This window comes from Maridesulfovibrio sp., from assembly GCF_963678865.1.
GTDB lineage: Bacteria > Desulfobacterota > Desulfovibrionia > Desulfovibrionales > Desulfovibrionaceae > Maridesulfovibrio.
This window is the reverse complement of record NZ_OY787459.1, coordinates 4,304,991-4,325,490: the sequence shown is the minus strand read 5'-3', so window position 1 is coordinate 4,325,490 and position 20,500 is coordinate 4,304,991. Positions and strand designations below refer to the sequence as shown.

At 47.1% G+C, this 20,500-nt stretch carries 22 protein-coding genes; 12 read left to right on the top strand and 10 right to left on the bottom strand.

Going from position 1 to position 20,500, the window contains the following annotated elements; all coding sequences use genetic code 11:
- Positions 1-2 precede the first annotated feature (2 nt).
- From nuoK to ACKU41_RS19615, 9 genes are all read right to left on the bottom strand, one after another.
- Positions 3-311: an NADH-quinone oxidoreductase subunit NuoK gene (gene nuoK / locus ACKU41_RS19655; protein WP_319779283.1), complete on the bottom strand. Its 309-nt coding sequence runs from the start codon at positions 309-311 to the stop codon at positions 3-5.
- Positions 311-826, bottom strand: a complete 516-nt coding sequence (locus ACKU41_RS19650; protein WP_319779282.1) for an NADH-quinone oxidoreductase subunit J — start codon at positions 824-826, stop codon at positions 311-313. The genes nuoK and ACKU41_RS19650 overlap by 1 nt, the downstream gene beginning before the upstream one ends.
- The gene (locus tag ACKU41_RS19645; RefSeq protein ID WP_319779280.1) at positions 823-1,425 is read right to left on the bottom strand and encodes a 4Fe-4S binding protein; all 603 of its coding nucleotides are present in this window, start codon (positions 1,423-1,425) and stop codon (positions 823-825) included. The genes ACKU41_RS19650 and ACKU41_RS19645 overlap by 4 nt, the downstream gene beginning before the upstream one ends.
- 12 nt (positions 1,426-1,437) lie before the next feature.
- Positions 1,438-2,406, bottom strand: coding sequence for an NADH-quinone oxidoreductase subunit NuoH (nuoH, locus tag ACKU41_RS19640; RefSeq protein ID WP_319779279.1), 969 nt, complete (start codon positions 2,404-2,406; stop codon positions 1,438-1,440).
- 13 nt (positions 2,407-2,419) lie between these two features.
- A complete protein-coding gene (locus tag ACKU41_RS19635) occupies positions 2,420-3,571 on the bottom strand; it encodes an NADH-quinone oxidoreductase subunit D (protein ID WP_319779278.1) in 1,152 nt (383 codons plus the stop codon).
- A complete protein-coding gene (locus ACKU41_RS19630) occupies positions 3,568-4,101 on the bottom strand; it encodes an NADH-quinone oxidoreductase subunit C (protein ID WP_319779277.1) in 534 nt (177 codons plus the stop codon). The genes ACKU41_RS19635 and ACKU41_RS19630 overlap by 4 nt, the downstream gene beginning before the upstream one ends.
- Positions 4,098-4,637, bottom strand: a complete 540-nt coding sequence (locus ACKU41_RS19625; RefSeq protein WP_319779276.1) for an NADH-quinone oxidoreductase subunit NuoB — start codon at positions 4,635-4,637, stop codon at positions 4,098-4,100. The genes ACKU41_RS19630 and ACKU41_RS19625 overlap by 4 nt, the downstream gene beginning before the upstream one ends.
- Positions 4,616-4,993: an NADH-quinone oxidoreductase subunit A gene (locus ACKU41_RS19620; protein ID WP_319779275.1), complete on the bottom strand. Its 378-nt coding sequence runs from the start codon at positions 4,991-4,993 to the stop codon at positions 4,616-4,618. Before ACKU41_RS19620 ends, ACKU41_RS19625 begins: the two co-directional genes overlap by 22 nt.
- Before the next feature lie 568 nt (positions 4,994-5,561).
- Positions 5,562-6,881, bottom strand: coding sequence for a diguanylate cyclase domain-containing protein (locus ACKU41_RS19615; RefSeq protein ID WP_321403211.1), 1,320 nt, complete (start codon positions 6,879-6,881; stop codon positions 5,562-5,564).
- A 647-nt stretch (positions 6,882-7,528) separates the two neighbouring features.
- On the opposite strand from ACKU41_RS19615, the gene ACKU41_RS19610 reads away from it, so the two are divergent.
- The 11 genes from ACKU41_RS19610 (at position 7,529) to ACKU41_RS19560 (ending at position 18,845) form a co-directional block, all read left to right on the top strand.
- Entirely contained in the window at positions 7,529-7,981 is a 453-nt protein-coding gene (locus ACKU41_RS19610) for a GtrA family protein (RefSeq protein ID WP_319779273.1), read from the top strand.
- A gap of 42 nt (positions 7,982-8,023) precedes the next feature.
- Positions 8,024-8,485 carry a YkgJ family cysteine cluster protein gene (locus ACKU41_RS19605; RefSeq protein ID WP_319779580.1) on the top strand — a complete coding sequence of 154 codons (462 nt, stop codon included), beginning with the start codon at positions 8,024-8,026 and terminating at the stop codon, positions 8,483-8,485.
- 130 nt (positions 8,486-8,615) lie between these two features.
- Positions 8,616-9,011, top strand: coding sequence for an OsmC family protein (locus ACKU41_RS19600; RefSeq protein WP_321403208.1), 396 nt, complete (start codon positions 8,616-8,618; stop codon positions 9,009-9,011).
- Between the two features lie 148 nt (positions 9,012-9,159).
- The gene (locus tag ACKU41_RS19595; RefSeq protein WP_319779271.1) at positions 9,160-9,552 is read left to right on the top strand and encodes a cupin domain-containing protein; all 393 of its coding nucleotides are present in this window, start codon (positions 9,160-9,162) and stop codon (positions 9,550-9,552) included.
- Positions 9,553-9,561: 9 nt separating this feature from the next.
- Positions 9,562-10,398: an AraC family transcriptional regulator gene (locus ACKU41_RS19590; protein WP_319779269.1), complete on the top strand. Its 837-nt coding sequence runs from the start codon at positions 9,562-9,564 to the stop codon at positions 10,396-10,398.
- A 152-nt stretch (positions 10,399-10,550) separates the two neighbouring features.
- Positions 10,551-10,862, top strand: coding sequence for an iron-sulfur cluster biosynthesis family protein (locus ACKU41_RS19585; protein ID WP_319779268.1), 312 nt, complete (start codon positions 10,551-10,553; stop codon positions 10,860-10,862).
- A 209-nt stretch (positions 10,863-11,071) separates the two neighbouring features.
- Positions 11,072-13,270 carry a transglutaminase domain-containing protein gene (locus ACKU41_RS19580; protein WP_321403206.1) on the top strand — a complete coding sequence of 733 codons (2,199 nt, stop codon included), beginning with the start codon at positions 11,072-11,074 and terminating at the stop codon, positions 13,268-13,270.
- Positions 13,271-13,357: 87 nt separating this feature from the next.
- Entirely contained in the window at positions 13,358-16,480 is a 3,123-nt protein-coding gene (locus ACKU41_RS19575) for an EAL domain-containing protein (protein WP_319779266.1), read from the top strand.
- A gap of 92 nt (positions 16,481-16,572) precedes the next feature.
- Positions 16,573-17,052, top strand: coding sequence for an acetolactate synthase small subunit (gene ilvN / locus ACKU41_RS19570; protein ID WP_319779265.1), 480 nt, complete (start codon positions 16,573-16,575; stop codon positions 17,050-17,052).
- A gap of 59 nt (positions 17,053-17,111) precedes the next feature.
- Entirely contained in the window at positions 17,112-18,023 is a 912-nt protein-coding gene (locus ACKU41_RS19565) for a phosphate acyltransferase (protein ID WP_319779264.1), read from the top strand.
- A 60-nt stretch (positions 18,024-18,083) separates the two neighbouring features.
- Positions 18,084-18,845 (top strand): transporter substrate-binding domain-containing protein, encoded by a 762-nt coding sequence (locus ACKU41_RS19560; protein ID WP_319779263.1) that lies wholly within the window; start codon positions 18,084-18,086, stop codon positions 18,843-18,845.
- 13 nt (positions 18,846-18,858) lie between these two features.
- Here ACKU41_RS19560 and ACKU41_RS19555 read toward each other — a convergent pair whose 3' ends face one another.
- A complete protein-coding gene (locus ACKU41_RS19555; RefSeq protein ID WP_321403205.1) occupies positions 18,859-19,296 on the bottom strand; it encodes a hypothetical protein in 438 nt (145 codons plus the stop codon).
- Between the two features lie 162 nt (positions 19,297-19,458).
- On the opposite strand from ACKU41_RS19555, the gene ACKU41_RS19550 reads away from it, so the two are divergent.
- Positions 19,459-20,388 carry a LysR family transcriptional regulator gene (locus ACKU41_RS19550; protein WP_321403204.1) on the top strand — a complete coding sequence of 310 codons (930 nt, stop codon included), beginning with the start codon at positions 19,459-19,461 and terminating at the stop codon, positions 20,386-20,388.
- Positions 20,389-20,500: the final 112 nt, after the last annotated feature.

The window sequence follows — 20,500 nt, the reverse complement described above, 5'->3', positions numbered from 1 at the left end:
GTTTACCCTTTCAGCCTTGTTATTGCGTCGGTTTCAACGGTTTTAAACCGTTTTGCCACCACAATGATTATTGCCAGCACAAGGGTCGCTTCAGCAGCGGCCAGCCCCATAACAAAGAGTGCGGCGATCTGCCCCACAGCACTTCCGGCTTCAGTAAGCTGGGAAGCGGCAACAATGGACAACCCTGCACCGTTGAGCATCAGCTCCACGGAAATAAGCATGCCCACCAGTGATTTACGCCAGACAATGCCGTACAGCCCGATGGCAAGTAGCAACAATGCCACCAGTTGGTACATTAAAAGAGGACTCATTATGCCTTCCTCCCTTTCTTTTCAAAAGCCAGCAAAACAGCTCCGGCCATGGCCGCCAGCAGAACCACGGAAATCAACTCAAAGGCTACCGGATAATCTTCCAACAGCCCCCTGCCGATCTGAACCAGCGGGACTTCTACCGGAAGATTAATGGATGCAGGCTGGAATTTGACCAAAATAAACCCGATTACAAACACCGGGGAAATGAAAGTCAGGGCCGACAGTGCAGATTTACCCGGTCTACGGCTTCCGGCTTCCACACCTTGATCATCTGCCCGAGTGAGCATGATGGCAAAGAAGATGAGCACACAGACCGCACCCACATAAATGAGAATCTGCATGAAAGCCATGAACGGCGCCGCCATGAGCATGTACATTCCGGCCACCCCAAGCAGGGATGAAATCAACCCCACCATGGCCCGGACAAGACTGTGTGCGCCCACAGCTATGCACCCGCCGCCGAGAATCAGCAGCGTGTAAAAAGCAAAAGCTACTTTGGCGAGTATTTCCATCATGATTTCATTCCCCGCTCTTTTTCAGTGGTTTCAGCTTCAACATTCACGGGTGTCTCCGCCACTTTCGCAGCAGCAGTTCCAGCCTGTGCGCCAAGCCGTGCCAGCAAATCCATTTTAAGTTCCTTGCGGTCAGTCACGGTCAAGTACACATTGGAGGAGTACCGCAACGACTTTGCAGGACAGTTTTCCACGCAGGAACCGCACAAGGAACAAAGCGAAAAGTCGTATAAAAACTTAGCAGGCTCTTTGGGAGCTTTTGGCTTATTGACCTTTTCACCGCGCTCTTCAGCTTCCTTCATGGCCTGCAACTCAGCCTCGGTGGGCTTTGGAGCTTTGGCCTTGACAACGGTTATACATTTGCTGGGGCAGGCGGTAACGCACATCATGCAGGAAATGCACTTGGGCTTAGCCGGATCTTTAGGTTTACCGATCAGCTCCAGCGGACCCCGAAATCCTTCCAACTGCCCGGAAGTTACAGTCTCCCGAGGATAATGAAGGGTAACGTTTTTATCGATAAAGTTTTTTCCCGTGACTTTCAGACCTACGATCAAAGACCATAGGGATGAAACATCGTCCCATATTTTTTTGATTACACTCATTTAAGCGCCCTCCTACAACTTCATCACAAAAGCGGTGATAAACAGATTCAACAGAGCTAAGGGCATGAGCCATTTCCAATTGATATTCAGAAGCTGGTCAAAACGAACGCGGGGATAAGTCCAGCGCAGCCAGATCATGACCAGCAGCAGAGTGTACACCTTTGCAAGGAACCACCATGCGCCGTCAAAGAAAGGTCCCTGCCAGCCGCCTAGAAACAGGGCCGCAGCAACAGAGCAGACCACGATCATATTGGCGTATTCTGCAAGGAAAAACAGCCCGAAACCCATACCCGAATATTCGGTGTGGAAACCTGCGGTCAATTCACTTTCCGCTTCCGGAAGGTCAAAGGGAGCGCGGTTGGTTTCGCCCAGTGCACTGATAAAGTAGACAATGAAAGCCAGCGGCTGCACAAATGCATTCCACTGCCATGGCCATCCGCCCTGCCCCTCGACAACTGTGGTCAGGTTCAGGGTTCCGGTCATGAAGGCAATTGCCAGCACTGAAAGAAGCAACGGGATTTCATAGGCCACGGACTGGGCAACCGCCCTTGCCGCACCGAGAATGCCCCATTTGTTATTTGAACCCCAGCCGGCCAGACATAAGGCTAGGACGTTCAGACCGGCAAAAGCCAGAATAAGTAATAGGCCGAGGTCCATTTCCATTCCGGTCGCGACAGGGCCGAAAGGGATAGGCAAAAAGAGTAGAAGGACAGGCAGAAAAGACAACACCGGAGCCATCCAGAAAAGCAGCTTATCCGCACCACCGGGGGTAAACAGCTGTTTACCGATAAGCTTCACCGCATCTGCAAGCGGCTGCAGCAGTCCCTGCGGTCCCACTTCATACGGTCCGGGCCTGCGCTGTACGAATCCGGCAACCTTTCGCTCAAGGTAGACCAGCACCAGCCCGTTCAGCCCCACAAAAGCGGCAATGGCCACTAATGCGATGAGCAATTTTATCAATTCAACAGGAATTTGAGACATATGACGCTCCTGACTACCTATCGATTTCGGGGATTACCATATCCAGGCTGCCGAGGATGGCAACCGCATCTGCCAGCATTGTTCCCTGAGCACATTCAGCAAAAAGAGAAAGATTGGAGAATCCCGGTGCACGCAGTTTGACCCGGTATGGAGTCTTGCTGCCGTCACTCACAATATGGATTCCTACTTTTCCGCGTGCTCCCTCTGTGCTGAAGTACGCTTCCCCTGCGGGAGCTTTCCATGTGGGTTTGGGAGCCTTCTTGATGATGTGCTCGCCTTCCGGAAGCTGCTCAAGGGCCTGCTCAATAATATTCAGGCTCTGCTCAATCTCTTCCATACGCACCATGTAACGGGCCATGGCATCCGCTTCGAAATACACAGGAACCTTCCAATCAAAACGGTCGTAAACAGAATAAGGCTCAGCCTTGCGGGTATCGTGCTCCACGCCCGCACCGCGGACAATTGGACCTGTCGCGCCGTAGCGATTGCACATGTCCACGTCCATGGGACCGATCTCTTCTACCCTTTTACGCAGGATAATGTTGTCGGTGACCAGATCCTTGTACATGGGCAGCCGATCCCGCAAACGCTTGATAAAAGCGGTACAGTTTTCAACAAATCCGTCATCCAGATCATGAACAACTCCGCCGAAACGGAAGTTGCTGTAAGTCAATCTGGCCCCGGTCGCCTTCTGCATCATATCCATCATGATTTCACGATCATCGAATGCATACATGATCGGGGTGAATGCACCGAGATCCAGCAGATAAGCACCCCACCAGAGCAGATGCGAAGAGATGCGGTTCAATTCAGTAAGGATAACCCGGATGAACTCAGCCCGCTCAGGGACCTCGATTCCGGCCAGTTTTTCCACCGCGCACACATAAGCATGGTTCCAGGCTAGGGGATGCAGGTAATCCACGCGCCCCATATTGGGGATGAATTGAACCCAAGTCTTCACCTCTGCCATCTTCTCATGCATACGGTGCAGATAACCCAGCACAGGCTCGGCCCGGACTATGTATTCACCGTCCAACTCAAGAATGACCCGCAGGACACCGTGGGTGGAAGGATGCTGCGGTCCCATGTTGAGGATCATGGTATGATCGTCCGCACCCTTTTCAAAATGATTGGTATAGAAATCGCCTTCCAGAAATGTATTCATGATGCAGACTCCTCTTCCGGTTCCGGCTGCTCTTCGTCAAAAAGGGTAAAACCCTCTCCCTTGAAGACAATTTCGCCAGGATTGAGAATCTCACGCAACGGCTTGCGGCCTTTATCATCCTTAAGCAGCACCCCGTTCGGTGTTTCCGGATCGAGAAGCAAAGGCAACAGATTAGGGTGTCCGGCAAATTTCACGCCATGAAAATCATGACATTCCCGCTCATGCCAGTCAGCTCCCTGAAAAACAGAAGAGATGGACGGCAGCTCGGGCTCTTCCCGGCTGACCAGAACCCGGTGGGCAATGCGCCCCGGTTTGGTGAAATGCGCGTAGTGGTAGGAGATGAGAAAACCTTCCGCCACATCAAGGGCATCTATGTTTTCAAGGTGGTAAGCCTGCTTCAGCATGGCCTCCGCCGCCTGCATAAGATCATCGGACATAATAAAAACATTCATGGTCACCCCGGAAGTTTCGATACTTCCCTTGCCGACCATAAGCGGGGTCACCGGAAGACTTAATTGACCATCCATCATAAGGAACGCTCCTTCTCTAACTCTTCAGGCACAGGCCACCAGCGTTTTCCGGTCACCTTCTCCTGAATCTGGAACAGCCCTTCAAGCAGGGCTTCCGGACGGGGAGGACATCCGGGAACGTACACGTCCACCGGGATCAGGTTGTCCACACCTTCCACGATTCCATATTGACCCTTAAATTTGAACGGTCCACCTGAAATCGCGCAGTTTCCCAGCGCCAGCACCCATTTCGGGGCGGGCATCTGTTCATAAAGACGAACAACCGCCGGAGCCATTTTTTTAGTTACCGTCCCGGCAACAATCATCAGGTCGGCCTGACGGGCAGAAGGACGAAAAACCTCAGCCCCGAACCGGGCCATATCGAAACGGGCCATCCCCACAGCCATCATTTCAATGGCGCAGCAGGCCAACCCGAAGGTCATAGGCCAAAGTGACATGGACCGGCAGATATTCATGGCGTCTTCAGCAAGTTCAAGACGGACAATACCGTCCTCGATAACATGCCCGCCGGGGGTCAGGAAATTTTTCTCGGCCATGTGAATACTCCTTTTTTCCAGAAATAAATGATTGCGATGGCGAGAACAGACAGAAAACCGGCAACCTCTATAAAGTAGAACATCCCCTCGGTTTGAGGGTACCAGACGGAAACCGGAAAAAGGTAGAGAACATCTACGTCAAAGGCCAGAAACAGCAAGGCATAGACATAATAACTGATGCCGAACTGATTCCATGCCCTGCCGTGTGGTTTCATACCGCACTCATAGGGGATTCCCATATCCCCGCCTTTGGCACGCGGATGAACTAGGGCAGACAAAATCAAAGGCCCGCCGGCAAAGAGAAGCCCACCTATCAAAAACATGAAGATGGCGAACTGAAGCCAAGAAAAAACCATTCTTCCACCTCTCTTACTTTTTTAAAATTAGTAACACGAAGGGGACACTAATTACGTTCTAATGAAATTGCAAACACTATGCTTAAGAAAAGTCTAAAAAAAATCTGAAAAAGATTTTGTCAAAATATTGCACCACCACTTTATTGTGTCAAGAATGTCAGCCTATTTAACAGACAGCTACGACTGTAAAAAAGGTTGATCGTTACATAAATCACAATAACATCGATTAAAAATTCAATAACTTAAAAGATACATCGGTATGTAAAATTTAAATTCCGCTTACTAATAGCACATATTACAATTGACTCAATACTGTTTCGGAAATTTATTTCGACACACATCGTAAATTTTGCCTTAATACCCCTAAAAAAAGGGACAAAAGAAAATAATATATTTCACAATTTGACTCGAAACAGAGATATAGTATCAAATTGACACAACCGACAAAGACACCAATGATCATGATGCAACCAGCCGATAAAAAAAGGTGTTTTCACCGCCGAGCGGCAAAAACACCTTTTTAAATTTTTTTTGTGCGTGCAAAAAAGATACAGTAAAAAACTCCAGATTAATCGCTCCCGGAGTAAAAACAGAACCGCCTGCCCGGCTCTTCCTTGACCAGATACATTGCCTTGTCTGCTTTTTTTACCAACTCCTCAGCATTGACCCCGTTTTCCGGATACATGCTGATGCCGATAGAAGCTCCGACAGAACAGCAAACATCATCAAAACTGAACGGGTCCGTCAGGCAGTCAATAAATTCCTCTGCAACATAGGCAACACTATCACGCCCGGAAGGTCGCTCAAGAAGAACGCAGAATTCATCACCGCCCAAACGGGCAAAGGTATCCGACGACCGCAACCGGGACTTTAAACGAGCAGCCACCTTCCCAAGCAGCACATCCCCTGCATGGTGTCCATATTGATCATTAACTTTCTTGAAATCATTAAGATCTATAAAAAGAAGCGCAAGTTTTTCCCCATACCGCCCGGCATTGGCGATGGATTTGCCCAGCCGGTCAAAAAAAAGGTAGCGGTTGGGAATACCGGTCAAAGCATCAAGGGTGGCTTTTTCCTGCAGTTCCAGTTCACAAAGCTTGCGGTGAGTAATGTCTTCCACCACCCCCTCAATATAAAATTCACCGCCCTCTTCAAACAGACGGCAGCTTTCCGAAATCCAGATAAAAGAGCCGTCCTTGCGCCTGAAACGCAATTCATAATCGGTAAGCGACTTCTCCTGCATCAGCTTTTTGAGAAAAGCCTTCCGGTCAGCGGGGTTCTTGTAAATATTGTCCGTGTGAACATTAGCAACCGCTTCTTCAGTTGTCTCGTACCCCAAAATACGGGCAAGGGCCGGATTGATTTCCTCAAACCTTCCATCAATGGTTGACCTGAAAATACCTTCTACAGCACGCTCGAATATGTTGCGGTACTTTTCCTCGGCAGCACGCAAAGCATACTCAATTTTGATTCGTTGTGCGATTTCGTTCTCAAGCCGATCTTGCTGTCTTTTTAATTGCAGAAAAACACCGACTTTCCCCCGCAGGGTAGCCGGATCGATAGGTTGCGTGAGAAAATCAACCGCTCCTGTTTCATACCCCATCCGGGCATAAGCCGTATCTTTATAGATCGCAGTCAAAAAAATGATCGGAACCAGACGGCACTCTTCCATCCCCTTGATTATACGGGCAGTTTCATAACCATCCATCCCGGGCATCTGCACATCAAGCAGAATAAGGGCAAAATCATTTTCCCGGCAAAGCCCTATTGCTTCCTCTCCGTCCATAGCTTTGAACAGCTCAGCCCCTTCATCCTTCAAAATTTTTTCCAGAAGGGTCAGATTCAAGGCATTATCGTCCACCAGCAATATTTTCAGGCTATCTTCCATGATTCAACCAAATAATATAAATTCAATATTAATAAAACCCATATTCTTAATATGGCTCAATAAATCACATGCGAACATTACTTTATTTTTAACTAATTAAGCAAACATAATTCTGACAATCCAAATTTTACGATTATTTCATCATCAGTACCTATTATTTTCTTATCAAGACTTCAAAGATATCAAATACGCATAAATTATATATTAGACATATAGAATGCCGTTCCATATAAAAAGTTCAACGAAGCACAAAAAGGAGATACTAAGTAGCCTTTTCGCTCAGCATGAATGAAAAATCGCACTGCTTGGCTTCACCTTATAAGATATAAATTTTATTTTCATTCTTTTGTTCATCAGAGAACAGACACCCTTTCTTCCAGACGGCAAAAGGGAGGTTTGGCGCAACCTGACCCGAACGCCGCAAGCCCCGCTGACGAGGATTTCACCCCCTCGTACAGCGGGGCCTTTCTTTTTGTTTACAGAATATTACAGATGAGTGACCTTTCTTTTTCAGGGTTGACTTTTTATCTTTGAGCAGGCCTTTTCGCTAAATCAATAATTTTCAATCCAGACCGGAATTGGCCATGCACAAAATATTAAACCACGAAAAAAAATTCAGAAGAACACTGACAAAAAGATAGCTTCATATGATCGAATCGCCCAAAAAGGACAAGCTGAACAGAAGACTTCCCAAATGGGACAGTAAAGGTATCAAGCGGTTCCTACGCTATACTTTTGTCGGAGGCGGAACTTTTCTTTTTGATCTGACAATGCTCTACCTTTTCACCGATGTGTTCGGATGGTCTCCTGTTTTTTCTGCGGGACTGGCCTTTTTTATTGCGGTGTCTTTCAATTACTTCATCAGCCGCAAGCTGGTTTTTAACGGTACCAGCCGCGAATTAAAACAGGGATACCTCGGATTCCTGATCATTGCCGGGTCTGGACTGTGTATAGTCACCGGCTTTATGTACATCATGGTTGACCTCCTTCACTGGCAATATATGCTTTCCAGAATTCTCGTTTCCTTTGTGACCGGAATATGGAACTATCTTCTCAATCTTTATGTTAATTTCAAGATGGCCGGGAAACCGCTCTTATAGCAGCCACTTGCATTCCTTTCCGCAGCGGACTATTTTTTGCTGATGAATCTATTTGACTACCTGCACCTAAACTACCGCAAATGGAAATTGAAAAAGAAAAGACAGGCTGTGGTGATCCGCGGTTCATGCAACATGTGCGGAAGATGCTGCCATTCCATCAGCCTTCAGATTGAAGGCAGATGGCTGAAAAAAGAAAAACAATTCTTGAAAGCAATAGAAGCAGACCCGAGCCTTTCAAGATTTGAAATCTGCGGAAAGACTGAGGAAGGATACCTGAAATTTTCTTGTACCTGCTTGAACAAATACGGTACCTGCGACGATTATGACAACAGGCCTGCTCTCTGCCAGAAATTTCCCGCACCTTCAATTTTCCTTCTATTCGGAGAACTTCCGCAAGGATGCGGATTCCGCATGTCCACAGAAGCAGACTTTGAGCAGATATTGCATGATGCCATAGAAAATGAAGACAATGTCGCCTCTGGGCACTTTCCTGTTGATAAATAACCCGCAAAATTAATATTTTTCTTTTTTAGCACATAATAACAATTGATCTTTACCTCATTTCAAAGCTACTTATAAACCGCTGCAGCCGCAGCACCATTTATCTCAACATTCATGATAAATTGGAGTCACTATGACCAATGAAATCAAAATAGAATTCGGTCCGGGACAAAAGCTGTCAGCTGTCAGCGACGAGTATTGTATTGACGTTGATATGCCTGCCAACCCAGGCGGGGAAAGCTCCGCACCCGAACCAACCCACCTTTTTCTTGCCTCACTGGCAACCTGCGGGGCGCATTACGCCCGTAAATTCTGCGAGACAAGATCCCTGCCCACTGAAGGACTCGGCTTGAAATTGAAGTACAAATGTAACGAAGAAGACAATAAGATCACAAAGTTCACCTTTGAACTGACCATCCCGGATGACTTTCCTGAAAAATACAAAGCCGCCCTGCTCCGTGCATTGGATCTATGCCCCATCAAAAAACTGCTGATGAACCCTCCATCCTTCCAACTGGAAATAGTTTAATTTCCAACCTGCAACTTAAGCGGACAAGGCAACACCTTGTCCGCTTTATTTTTTTAGACAGATTCCCAAGATCGTCCAAGACCAGTCCTCAAACTCCAGCTACAAATAGGGAAAAATAATACTTTCTCATCAAACGGAGGACGAAAACATGACCACTGAAGAATTCCCTACCCTTGCAGCAAACGGAACCATCGAAACGGCTGAAGGCACCATCAATTGTAGTGATCTTGACTGGAATCCGCATCCGGCCTTTGAAGGGGTCTATATGAAGCACCTCATCACCGGAAAAAAGACCGACGGCAAACTCAGCTGCCATATTGTCCGTGTTGATCCGGGCTGTACCCTTGAATCCCATATCCATGAGAATCAATGGGAAATGCATGAAATAATCGGAGGCTCAGGAGAGGCTGCTCTGGCAGATAAAACTACTCCGTACCATCCCGGAAAATCGGCAATAATCCCCAAAGGGCAACAGCACAGCGTCGTGGCCGGACCGGAGGGGATAACCCTGCTTGCCAAGTTTTTCCCCGCTTTGCTATGATCAGGACCGATGACAAGCCAGAAAACAAAATTAATCTTCCACGAGCTGGAGACTATACCGGACGCAACCCTTGTTGAAGCATCTGGCATCAGCAACCGCTTTCCGCGCCATGTGCATACCAGCTTCATATTCTCCCTGATTGATCAAGGCCAACGCAGGGTCAACATCAACTCTAAAACAATTACCTTTAAAGCCGGGGAGCTGTGCATACTGCCCCCCGGCACTCCCCACAGTTGTGAATCAATTTGTGAAGATGAATTCGGGCCGCATTCCTACCGGGCCATCTGTGCCGGGACGTCCCTGCTGCAAAAACTGGCCGGAGAAATCTGCGGAAAAGCCTGTCGGCAACCAGATTTCGACCCGACGGCAATTTACACCGATTATGACCGGGCATCCTTTGAAGAGTTATTTGCCCTAATTCATACCCCGGAAACGGCGCTGGAAAAACAGGTCGCGCTCAATTCTTTCCTGTATCAAATCATTGAAAAGCACAGCCGGGGCGAAATCATCCCCCAAAAAACCGGCCCTCAGCTCGAAGCCCTGCAAAGGGTTAAAGATTTCATTGACCGGAATTACAGGCAAAAACTGACCCTGGAGAATCTTGCTGAAACCGCCTGTCTCAGTCCATTTCATCTGCAAAAACTTTATGTAAAAAAATACGGTCAATCACCTCAGGAACACCTTATTTTCCGCCGTGTGCAAAAAGCACGTTCACTAATTAAAAAAGGCGTTCCACTTTCAGAAGCGGCCTATAATTCCGGTTTTTCTGACCAAAGTCATTTTTCCCGCCACTTCAAAAAGGTAATAGGAATTTCTCCGGGACATTTTTTCAAGGAAAACGGGTAGCAGACTCATAACAAACGGAAATAGAAATTTCCTATGCAAAAGCAACATAAAATTAAGCAAAGCAAATAGTGAATATTTTTTCAGTAAACTATGTTGACTTACAATACATGAGAGCTATTCTTTTAGAAACCAAACTCAAAAGGAGCGAATTAATGCTTAAGATAACAGAAAAAGCAAAAGAAGTTCTTGACCAGCACTTTGAAGCGAAAGAGAAAGAACCTATCCGCATATACGTTGCTTCCGCATGCAGCGGAACCCGTCTGGCACTCGGAATTGATTCCGCAAAAGAAGGTGACGAAACCATCAATCTCGAAGGATACGATTTTGTTGTGGATCAGGAACTTTTCGAGCAGGCCAAACCTATGGTTATTGATCTGACCCCAATGGGAATCGAAATCTCCTCTTCCCTCGTCTTCGAAGAAGCACAGGGTTCTTGCGGCAGCTGCTGCGGCGGTTGCGGCTGATCAAAAAGCCAATGATGTACCATCTGCTGCATATCTGCGGGAAAATAAGAAATTAAGATATGGTTAATACGCTTGGTTCCTGAACCTTTCTTGCTCCTTGCAAATGGCACATTCCTGACGCCCTGATAATAAGTAGATTTGTAAAAAGACCGGAACCCCATGGTTCCGGTCTTTTTACATGGACCGGACTATATGCTAGATCAACAGACATGCTGTCTGTCAAAAACATTTCATATTTATACGCGATTCTGATCTGCATTTCTCTTTGCGGCTGTTCAACCAGAAGTAACCCGGAACTGATCTCCCCATACTCAGACCAAATACAAAACATACTCGAAACTTCAGGCAGCAACAGGGCTGAACTTGAATTTTTTATCTCCAGATATGACAGGATGCCTGAAAAGCATCAGGCCGCAGAGTTCCTGACCGCGAACCTTCCCCCCTCAGACCGGGCCTCCCTTACCGCCGCGCAGCTTGCTGAAAATCTCGATTACGCATTTTTAGCAAGGGAATCCACACCATGGGGCAAGAATATTTCATGGACCGATTTTCTGCACTACGTACTCCCACACCGGGTCAGTCAGGAAAAAACATCCCCGTGGCGGAAAACTTTTTACAATGAACTCCTGCCGCTGGTTTCCACCTGTGCTTCCATGGAAGATGCGGTGCTTGCGGTAAACCGTTGGTGTTTTTCAAAAACAGGATTCAAATCCACACAACGCTGGGATCAGAACCCGTTGATGACTATCAACAGAGGCTGGGGAAGATGCGAAGAGGCGGTAATCCTTACAGTTTGCGCTTTACGAAGTATCGGTATCCCGGCCCGGCAAGCCATGGTTCCGGCGTGGCAGCATTCCAATGACAACCACACATGGACTGAAGTAAAGGTTGGCGGCAGATGGCACTACATTGAATCCGCCAACCCTGATTACGGACTTGACCACGCATGGTTCAGCGGATCGGTACGTAAGGCACCGCTGGTTGTTTCGTACGCATATGGTCAGGTGGCATCAACTGAGTATCCGGTACTTGGCCGCCCTTTCGGCTGTACCCTGATCAACACAACATCCCGTTACGCCCCTGCCTGCAAAACTGAAATTCAAGTCATGGATTTCAAAGGCAAACCGCTTGCGGACACCAAAGTTTTTTTCTCAGTACTCAACTACGCATCCTTCCGCCCGGTTGCCGTTAAAAAAACAGACAACAACGGCAGAGCCCAAATAACTCTCGGCCCCGGTTCGGTTCTCATTTCAGCGGCAGACGGAAATAATTCAGCATATTCAGGTTCAATCTGGATTCCCGGCGAAAAAAAAACCCGCGACAACACTCTACTCCGCCTGCACCCCGGCAACCTTCCTGTAGGCTCAATCTCTTTCCGCTTTGACTATAAGGATACAATCAAGATTCAGACACCGCCCAAAAACTCAGAGGGGGCCAGAAAAGCCGAATTTGACTCTATAAGAAATGTACGGCTTCGCAAATTTGAAGGAATGAAAAAGGCCGCTGAAAATTTTTCGGAAGACTATTCCACGATAATAAACAAAGCAGGGCTGAACACACCGCAAGTAACCGCAGCCATCGATTCATGTCCGGATGAAAACCTGAACTCCCTGCTGGTATCGATTTCCGCAATGCCGGTTGCAGACCTGCTGAACATAAGGGCCGACGAACTGCTGACCAATGCCAGGTTATCGGACATTGCCCGCAGGCATGCGGATGCAGCAGGTATCAGATACGGTGACGAAATATTTCAACAATACGTACTGAACCCACGAATCATGTATGAACAGCAAAGCAACTGGCGTAAAATATTATTCGATAAATTTCAGCGAGGAAATACAATAAAATTACCCAGCACCCTTCGTCTTCTGGCTGAATTCAATTCAGGTATAACTTCTGTGGAGCGTGGGCCCCTCGGAGACTCAATCAGCCCGTTGAGTCTGCTGGATACCCGCAAGGCTTCCACAGATTCAGAAATATGTATTTTCAACACTGCGGTGCTGCGCAGTGCCGGAATCCCTGCTCGTTATCTGGATGAACAAGGGTGGATTGAATTCTATGATGGCAAAAAATGGCAGCCTTTCTATCCGCAACACCCGGACCAGACAGGCAACTGTAATGCGACAGAAGAAAGCCGGGCCTTTTATGGTCCTTGGCAAGGACTGAAGTTCAAACTTACTTCTTTTGAAAACACAAAGAAGACCCCGCAATACTTCAAGGATTTTTCTGTTTCCCAATTACAGGACTCAGCTACATTCAGTTTAATAGAAAAAACAGTAAACGGTAAATTAGATCCAATTAACAAAACATGGGAGATAAGCACACCACATGGCAATTACTTCCTAATAACAGTAGAAAGAAACAAAAAAAACGAACCTGCAATTAATGTCCACAAAATCGGAAAATAAGGTTACTGTTAAATCAAATCCCAATATTTCATAAAGTTGGAAGCCCAACTTGCAAGTAACCGATTAATAAAGTATCCACTATCTACGATGCACGAATTGCTGGAAAAACAAATTGAACAAACCATCGGATTCAGGTCTGCGGAACTGGACGATGAGCTGATAAAATTCATTAAGCTGGTTGAAAAAACATATTCCGGCCTTGATGAATCTACCCTCGTATCAAATTCTCCCGCAGTTTCCATTTTACAGTTCCTTCCCGATCCAGCCTTTATCATCAACAAGCAGGGTGTCATTGTCGCATGGAATCCGGCCCTTGAAAAACTCAGCGGAATCAGTGCGGAAGATGTTATCGGAAAGGGTGAATTTGAACACATCAGAATCATTCATGGCAAAAAAACCCCCGGCCTGATCGACGTTGTTAACGGCTGCGAGGAAATCGGGGAAATTGAATATGAAGCCATCAGCCGCCGAGGCAATGCCCTTGCTGCAGAAATCTGCATCCAGAATCTCGGAAACCGTAAAAGCACAAACGTCTGGGTTCAAGCCGCCCCCATACTGGATGAAAACGGTAATACCATAGGGGCTATTGAGTCCCTTCGTGATATTTCAGCAAGAAAACAGACTGAAAATATCAACCTGATTCTATACAAAATTTCATCCGCATTGAACTCCGGCGCCGACACCCAGATTTTTATCCAGCAAGTACACGAAAGCCTTAAACCGTTCATTGATGCCGAAAATTTCTTTGTCGCCCTTTTTGATGAAGAAGAAATGACTCTGAATTTTCCCTACTATGTGGATGAAAAAGATTTCATTTCACCTAATGAGATTCTGCCTGTTGTCGAAGGCCAAAGCCTGAGTGTAGAAGTTATCAAGGCTGGGCACCCATTACTTCTGGACGAGAAAGACTTCAGCGAACAAAGGACCAACAAGAGAGGTCACATAGGATCTCCTGCAAAATCGTGGCTTGGTGTTCCCCTGAAATCTGGAGACAGAATCACCGGAGTCATGGCCATCCAATCCTATAAACAGGCCGGAATTTACACTTCGCAGGATATTGACCTCATGGTGGCAATTTCGGAACAGGTCGCGGCCTCTCTGCAACGCCGGCAGACAGAAAAAGCCCTGCTGGAAAGCGAAAAGAAATTCCGCTCAATCTTTGAAAATGCAACAGTTGCCATTTTCCAGATTTCCGCTTCCGGAAAACTTACCGTAGCCAATCCAGCTCTGGCAGCAATCATGGGTTACTCCAGTGTAGACGAAATGCTGGCTGAAAATGACCGGGCCTCAAAGTTCATATATAACCACAAAGGCCGTCAGAAATTCCTGAGAAGATTACTCTTCGACGGTTCTGTCAACGGCATGCTGCTCCGCGTCAATCATCGCTACGGTGATGAAAAATGGGTAACCATCAACGCCCGCACATCATACAACAAGTATGGAAAACCGATCATCTACACCGGGACAGCCTTCGATTCCACACTTGAGATCGTAGCCGAGCGCAAAATTTTCAGGCATAAATCCCGGTTCATGCAATTATTTGAAAGCTCGCCGCAGGCCATTGCCCTGACGGACTCCAAAGGCCACGTTGTTGATACCAACCGGGCTTTCAGAAAACTTTTCGGATATTCCACAGAGGAAATGTCCCCCTGTTGTGAAAACCTATCCCCGACCAGCCATGGGAAAATCAAAGCCAATCTGAAAAAAATCCTCAGTGGAGAGACATACCGCACCGAGGATATGCGCAGACACAAAAACGGCAGACTGATCCCGGTTTCAATTCTCGGCTACCCATTCATCTACAATGATGAAATATCGGGGACCTTCATCATTTATGACGACATTTCACAACGCAAGGAATATGAACGCAGACTTTCATACCAATCCCTGCACGATTCTCTGACCGGACTTCCCAACCGCACCTTCTTTCTGGAACGGCTGGAAGAAACACTGGATCATTCCCGCAAGAATCCGGAGCGCACCTTTGCTGTGCTCATGCTTGATATTGACATGTTTAAACGCATCAATGACAGCCTCGGTCATCAGGCCGGAGACAGCCTGCTTGTTGAAGTTGGAAAAAGAATCAATAACTGTCTGCGCCCTGTAGACACCGTTGCAAGGATGGGCGGCGATGAATTCGCTGTCCTGATAGATGATTTTTCCACCCCGCAACAGGTAATCCAGATAATCCGCAACATCCGCAATGAAATCCGCAAACCGGTCAACATCTCCTCTCGTGAAGTGGTGATCAGCTCCAGCATCGGCATTGTCTTCAAGACCTCCAGCTATGACCACCCCGAACACATTGTACGCGATGCGGATATAAGCATGTACAAGGCCAAAGCTCAGGGTGTTAACAAGTTCAAAGTCTTCAATAAATCCATGCACGAACAGGCCCTGCAAAGCCTGCTTATTGAAACCGAAATCAGGCAGGGTATCCCGGAACGGGAATTCTTTCCTTACTTCCAGCCGGTCTACAGTATGCAGAACCGCAATCTGGCCGGATTCGAAGCTCTTGTCCGCTGGAACCATCCCGAACGCGGTTTCCTGACCCCGGACCAGATCATTCCCGTAGCCGAGGAAACCGGGCTGATTGTCGAACTGGACCGGGTCATACTTTTTGACGCATGCAGGGCCATGTCCTCATGGATGAGAAATTATAAAAATACCCAAGACCTATTCCTGACTGTAAACCTCTCCCCCAGCCAGCTATCCAAGCCTGATCTGGCTGATGCGATCCAGAATATTGTGCATGAAACAAAGCTGCACCCGGACTGTCTGAAGCTGGAAATCACCGAGTCCGCTATCATGGAACGCAATGCGGCTTCCTCCCTGAACCTGAAAAAAATCGGAGAAATGGGCATCCGGCTGGCTGTTGATGATTTCGGCACCGGTTACTCTTCTCTGGCCCAGTTGCAACGCTTTCCTGCTTCCACGGTAAAAATAGACCGTTCATTTGTCAGCCACATGGCCGGAGACCATGAATCTCTGGAAATTGTCCGAGCCGTAAACGCACTGGGACACAGCCTGAGCATGGATGTCATTGCCGAAGGAGTCGAGACCAGACAGCAGCTCATACTGCTCAAGGATATCGGCTGTGATTACGTGCAGGGTTTTTACTTTGATAAACCACAGACAATGGACGACGCGGAAAAGCTCGTCAAAATGCGGTCCGAGGGTTTCTGTCCTCCCGGACTAACATCAATATAAACAGCCCTCCCCAACCTATATGTTATTATCCCTGCTTGTTAGCTGACTCTTTTACGTGTATGTTTCATAAAAAGGGTATTTCAGGAGCAGATATGAAACATACAATTTCCGCATTGGTAAAAAACAAAACCGGAGTCCTTGCTGAATCCTCTGCAGCTTTTCAGGCCAATAAAATAAACATCACTTCCATTTCCTGCGGCGAAACCGAAAACATGGATGTTTCGCGCATGGTCATCTGCGCCGAAGGCAGCAAAGAAGAAATCGCAAAAGTAACCGAACAGCTCAAAGCAATGGATTTCGTTATCCAGCTTGACGACCTTGCACGTAAGGAATTCGTCGACCGCGAACTGGTACTTATCAAAGTTGAAGTGAACAAGGACACCATGTCCCAGATCATGCAGATTTTCGAAGTCTTCAGAGCCGATGTGGTCGGCATGGGACAAAAAACCATCACAGTTGAACTTAGCGGTGATCAGGAAAGGGTCGAAGGACTGATAAAGATTCTCCAACCATTCGGAATTAAAAGTTTATGCCGCACCGGCATGATTGCTCTCAAGCGCGGGGATGAGTAGCGCACAGTTACTGAACAAAGTAAAATAAACTTAATCTCCAGCCCCCAAAAGGTGCGCTTATGACAATCACATCATTAGATGAAATCATAACTGCTGTTCGCAGCCACAATAGGCCTGCACGTGTGGCAATTGCCCCCTGTGCGGAAGAGTTTGTCATCCGCTCCGCGCTCACTGCGCATAAAGAAGGCATTGCTGAACCTGTTTTCATCGGTAACCGGGAAAAAGCCTGTTCGGTGGCAGAATCAAACGGCCTGAGCATAGAAGGTTTTGAATTTTACGAAGAAAACGACGATGTAAAAGCTGTGGCAGCAGCAGTCTCCCTGTTCAGGGAAGGCAAAGCCGATCTGATCATGAAAGGATTGGTCAGCACAAGTGTGGTGCTTAAAGCCATACTCAACAAACAGACCGGGGTTCCGCCTAAAGGAATCATCAGCCACGTAAGTGTGTTCGAATCCTCAGTAAGCAAACGGCTTATCCTGCTGACCGACGCCGGGGTTAATATCAAACCAAATCTGCAACGCAAAGCGGACATACTGCGCAACGCACTTGACGTTGCCCGTAAACTGGGCATTGAAAAACCTAAAGCGGCTATTCTGGCAGCTACGGAAAAGGTAAATTATCCGGCAATGCCTGCCACCCTTGATGCTGACATCCTTGCTAAAATGGGAGCAGAAGAAGCTTTCGGAGATGCAGTTGTTGCAGGACCGCTCGCACTTGATCTGGCAATATCTCAAACAGCAGCTTCCTGCAAAGGGATAGACAACCCGGTTGCAGGCTGTGCCGACATCCTGCTCGCACCTGAAATAGAAAGCGGAAATATACTTTACAAAGCCCTGGCCACCATTGCGGATAAAACTATGGCAAGTGTTGTCGTTGGTTGTGATGTTCCCATTGTGGTTTCCTCTAGGGGAGACTCGGACAGTTCAAAATTTCATTCAATTGCACTGGCCTGCTATCTTGCCGAAATTTAAACGGCAGACACTTAGGAAATCGGCAGCCCCGCTCAATTGAGTACCGTAAGGCGTGGAATTATGAAAAAAGTCATCGTTACAATCATGATCAGCCTGTTACTGATGCCGACTTGCGCCTTTGCTAAAAAAAAACTCATTTTCGCCACAGATTCCTTTCCGCCGTTTTATTACCCAAAAAACGGATCACCGGCAGGAATACAATACGAACTTGCCAAAATAGTATTCAACAGAATGAATACCAACTTCAAAATCATATTTGTCCCTTGGAAACGCGCCCTGATGATGGCTGAAGCCGGTAAAGTGGACGGGGTTTTCGGTCTGCGCAAGACAAAGGAGAGGGAACGCTGGCTGATCTACCCGGAAGAACCGCTTATGCATATTACCGCGGTAATATTCAAACACGCCGACGACCCTTTTGAGTACAAAGGGATTTCATCTCTGGCAGGTAAAACAATAGGGATAACCAAAGGGTACACCTACGGAAAAGAATTCGATGAAAGTTCTCTCTTCATCAAAGAAGAGGTCAGCGACCTGCATTATAATTTTCTGAAACTTCTGGCCGGAAGAATTGACCTTGTGGCAGCATACCGGACAGTTGGAATACATACACTTAATGAGATGCATATACAGGACAGGGTAACAATATGCCCTGAGGCAGTATACTTAAGTCCGCTATACATCGGATTTTCGCGAAAACCTGGAAACGGCGAAATAAGTCTCGAATTCTCCCGCATCCTCACCGAATTAAAAAAATCGGACGAATGTGCCGAAATCATGCGCCGCATCGGCGTTAAACCGGAATTGATCTCTCCCTGCAAATAACCTGTCCGGGCCATCAGGCATGTCCGGAAGAACAAAGCACCCAGACTCCGGAACCGATCAACAAAATGCCCATAACCGAACTCAGTGAAATGTGCTCCCTGTAAATAATTGCCCCCAGCGGGATAAGGCAGGCCATGACCACCCCGTTAACCAATATAGGCAATGTGTTAACATTCGCCCCGGCTTTGTATGTTAGCAGGACACCGATCTCGATACCGAAAACGGCCAGTCCCAGAAGCAGCACGGGCCAATTTTTCAGACTCACTATTTCCATCATTTCTATGCGTCCGGTCTGGAAAAACATTCCCGCAAGGCTGAAAAGCATGGCGATAGCGTAAGCAAAAGCGAGTGAGCCGAACATGGATCCACCCCCGGCAATACTCTTCTGGGCAAGGTGGTAAATAACAGACGAAGCAACGACAACCGCGATTGATCCGTAGAGAGCGAGCATTTCATTTTCCTCTTAAATAAAGTAATGTTTTTTCAAATCCGAATCCAAAGCCAAATCAGAATGGTTATTGCAAAAGGATTATTTCAACTTTGGCAGTAACTTTTTTAGAGATAACTAGCTCCGCTTATTAACTTTTACCACTGAAAATTATTCATTACCTGTATGAACAAAACGAATCTTACCAGAATGGACCTCAACCTGCTGGTCATACTGGACACCATCTTTTCCGAGCGCAACCTGACCATGGCCGGGAAAAAACTTTTCATGACCCAGTCAGCAGTCAGTCATGCCCTTTCCAAACTGCGCCAACATTTTGATGATCGCCTTTTTATACGCCGCGGCAATATCATGGAACCTACCCCGCTATGCAAAACAATACACCGCAACATATCTCCCTGCCTGAAAGCAATCATCCAATCTCTTGCCGACCGTGGTGAATTTGAACCAGCTTCATCTAAACGTACTTTCTGTCTTGGACTGAGTGACTACCTGTGCAGACTGCTTCTGCCCGGAATTTTATTAATACTGGAGCAGGAAGCCCCGGATATATCTATTCGCATTTTACAGACAACATACGAACAGCGGACTGAAATGCTCCAGAACGGAAAACTGGATATTTTTGTGGGCTGTACGAGAGATTACGGAGCGGGAGTTCTTAAAGAAAAATTATTTGAAGACAGGGAAGTATGCGTTGTTCGCGACGGGCACCCCATCAAAGGCAGGGTAATGGAAGAAGAGGAAATGGCCGATAGTGAATTTGTCGCCCTTTCCCTTTCCGAATCAGGTTTGGGCTTTCTGGAGGATTACCTCTACCGCAAAGGGGTACAACGAAAAATAAAAGTTGTACTCCAGCAGGAGACAGTTATTCCGTCTCTGGTGGAGCATTCAGACCTTGTGGGCAGCGTGGCCCAACGTCTGGCTGAAATCTACGCAGACAAGAAAAGGTTGAGGATAGTGAGGATGCCGCTGGAGAACACTGTTTTTGATGTATTCCAGCACTGGCATACCCTAAATGATAACGATCCGGCCCAGAGATGGATGCGTACAGTTATCAGAAAAGTTGCGGAGACATTACCGCCCTTGGGCATTTAACACAAATCAACACAACAATTTAACACTAATGCTGAGAAATTGTTAAAATATTAAAAGTAATGAAGTATTCACCCACTACATGCTTGCGCAATGAACCTTTTTTGCTTAATAA

What these genes read in the sequence shown, in the direction of transcription:
- ACKU41_RS19625 (WP_319779276.1), bottom strand. Translation starts at nt 4,637, where the DNA reads ATGGCCGAGAAAAATTTCCTGACCCCCGGCGGGCATGTTATCGAGGAC.
- ACKU41_RS19600 (WP_321403208.1), top strand. Translation starts at nt 8,616, where the DNA reads ATGACCAATGAAATCAAAATAGAATTCGGTCCGGGACAAAAGCTGTCA.
- ACKU41_RS19595 (WP_319779271.1), top strand. Translation starts at nt 9,160, where the DNA reads ATGACCACTGAAGAATTCCCTACCCTTGCAGCAAACGGAACCATCGAA.
- ACKU41_RS19650 (WP_319779282.1), bottom strand. Translation starts at nt 826, where the DNA reads ATGATGGAAATACTCGCCAAAGTAGCTTTTGCTTTTTACACGCTGCTG.
- ACKU41_RS19580 (WP_321403206.1), top strand. Translation starts at nt 11,072, where the DNA reads ATGCTGTCTGTCAAAAACATTTCATATTTATACGCGATTCTGATCTGC.
- ACKU41_RS19565 (WP_319779264.1), top strand. Translation starts at nt 17,112, where the DNA reads ATGACAATCACATCATTAGATGAAATCATAACTGCTGTTCGCAGCCAC.
- ACKU41_RS19575 (WP_319779266.1), top strand. Translation starts at nt 13,358, where the DNA reads ATGCACGAATTGCTGGAAAAACAAATTGAACAAACCATCGGATTCAGG.
- ilvN (WP_319779265.1), top strand. Translation starts at nt 16,573, where the DNA reads ATGAAACATACAATTTCCGCATTGGTAAAAAACAAAACCGGAGTCCTT.
- ACKU41_RS19620 (WP_319779275.1), bottom strand. Translation starts at nt 4,993, where the DNA reads ATGGTTTTTTCTTGGCTTCAGTTCGCCATCTTCATGTTTTTGATAGGT.
- ACKU41_RS19605 (WP_319779580.1), top strand. Translation starts at nt 8,024, where the DNA reads ATGAATCTATTTGACTACCTGCACCTAAACTACCGCAAATGGAAATTG.
- ACKU41_RS19555 (WP_321403205.1), bottom strand. Translation starts at nt 19,296, where the DNA reads ATGCTCGCTCTCTACGGATCAATCGCGGTTGTCGTTGCTTCGTCTGTT.
- ACKU41_RS19610 (WP_319779273.1), top strand. Translation starts at nt 7,529, where the DNA reads ATGATCGAATCGCCCAAAAAGGACAAGCTGAACAGAAGACTTCCCAAA.
- nuoK (WP_319779283.1), bottom strand. Translation starts at nt 311, where the DNA reads ATGAGTCCTCTTTTAATGTACCAACTGGTGGCATTGTTGCTACTTGCC.
- nuoH (WP_319779279.1), bottom strand. Translation starts at nt 2,406, where the DNA reads ATGTCTCAAATTCCTGTTGAATTGATAAAATTGCTCATCGCATTAGTG.
- ACKU41_RS19630 (WP_319779277.1), bottom strand. Translation starts at nt 4,101, where the DNA reads ATGATGGATGGTCAATTAAGTCTTCCGGTGACCCCGCTTATGGTCGGC.
- ACKU41_RS19615 (WP_321403211.1), bottom strand. Translation starts at nt 6,881, where the DNA reads ATGGAAGATAGCCTGAAAATATTGCTGGTGGACGATAATGCCTTGAAT.
- ACKU41_RS19590 (WP_319779269.1), top strand. Translation starts at nt 9,562, where the DNA reads ATGACAAGCCAGAAAACAAAATTAATCTTCCACGAGCTGGAGACTATA.
- ACKU41_RS19550 (WP_321403204.1), top strand. Translation starts at nt 19,459, where the DNA reads ATGAACAAAACGAATCTTACCAGAATGGACCTCAACCTGCTGGTCATA.
- ACKU41_RS19585 (WP_319779268.1), top strand. Translation starts at nt 10,551, where the DNA reads ATGCTTAAGATAACAGAAAAAGCAAAAGAAGTTCTTGACCAGCACTTT.
- ACKU41_RS19635 (WP_319779278.1), bottom strand. Translation starts at nt 3,571, where the DNA reads ATGAATACATTTCTGGAAGGCGATTTCTATACCAATCATTTTGAAAAG.
- ACKU41_RS19645 (WP_319779280.1), bottom strand. Translation starts at nt 1,425, where the DNA reads ATGAGTGTAATCAAAAAAATATGGGACGATGTTTCATCCCTATGGTCT.
- ACKU41_RS19560 (WP_319779263.1), top strand. Translation starts at nt 18,084, where the DNA reads ATGAAAAAAGTCATCGTTACAATCATGATCAGCCTGTTACTGATGCCG.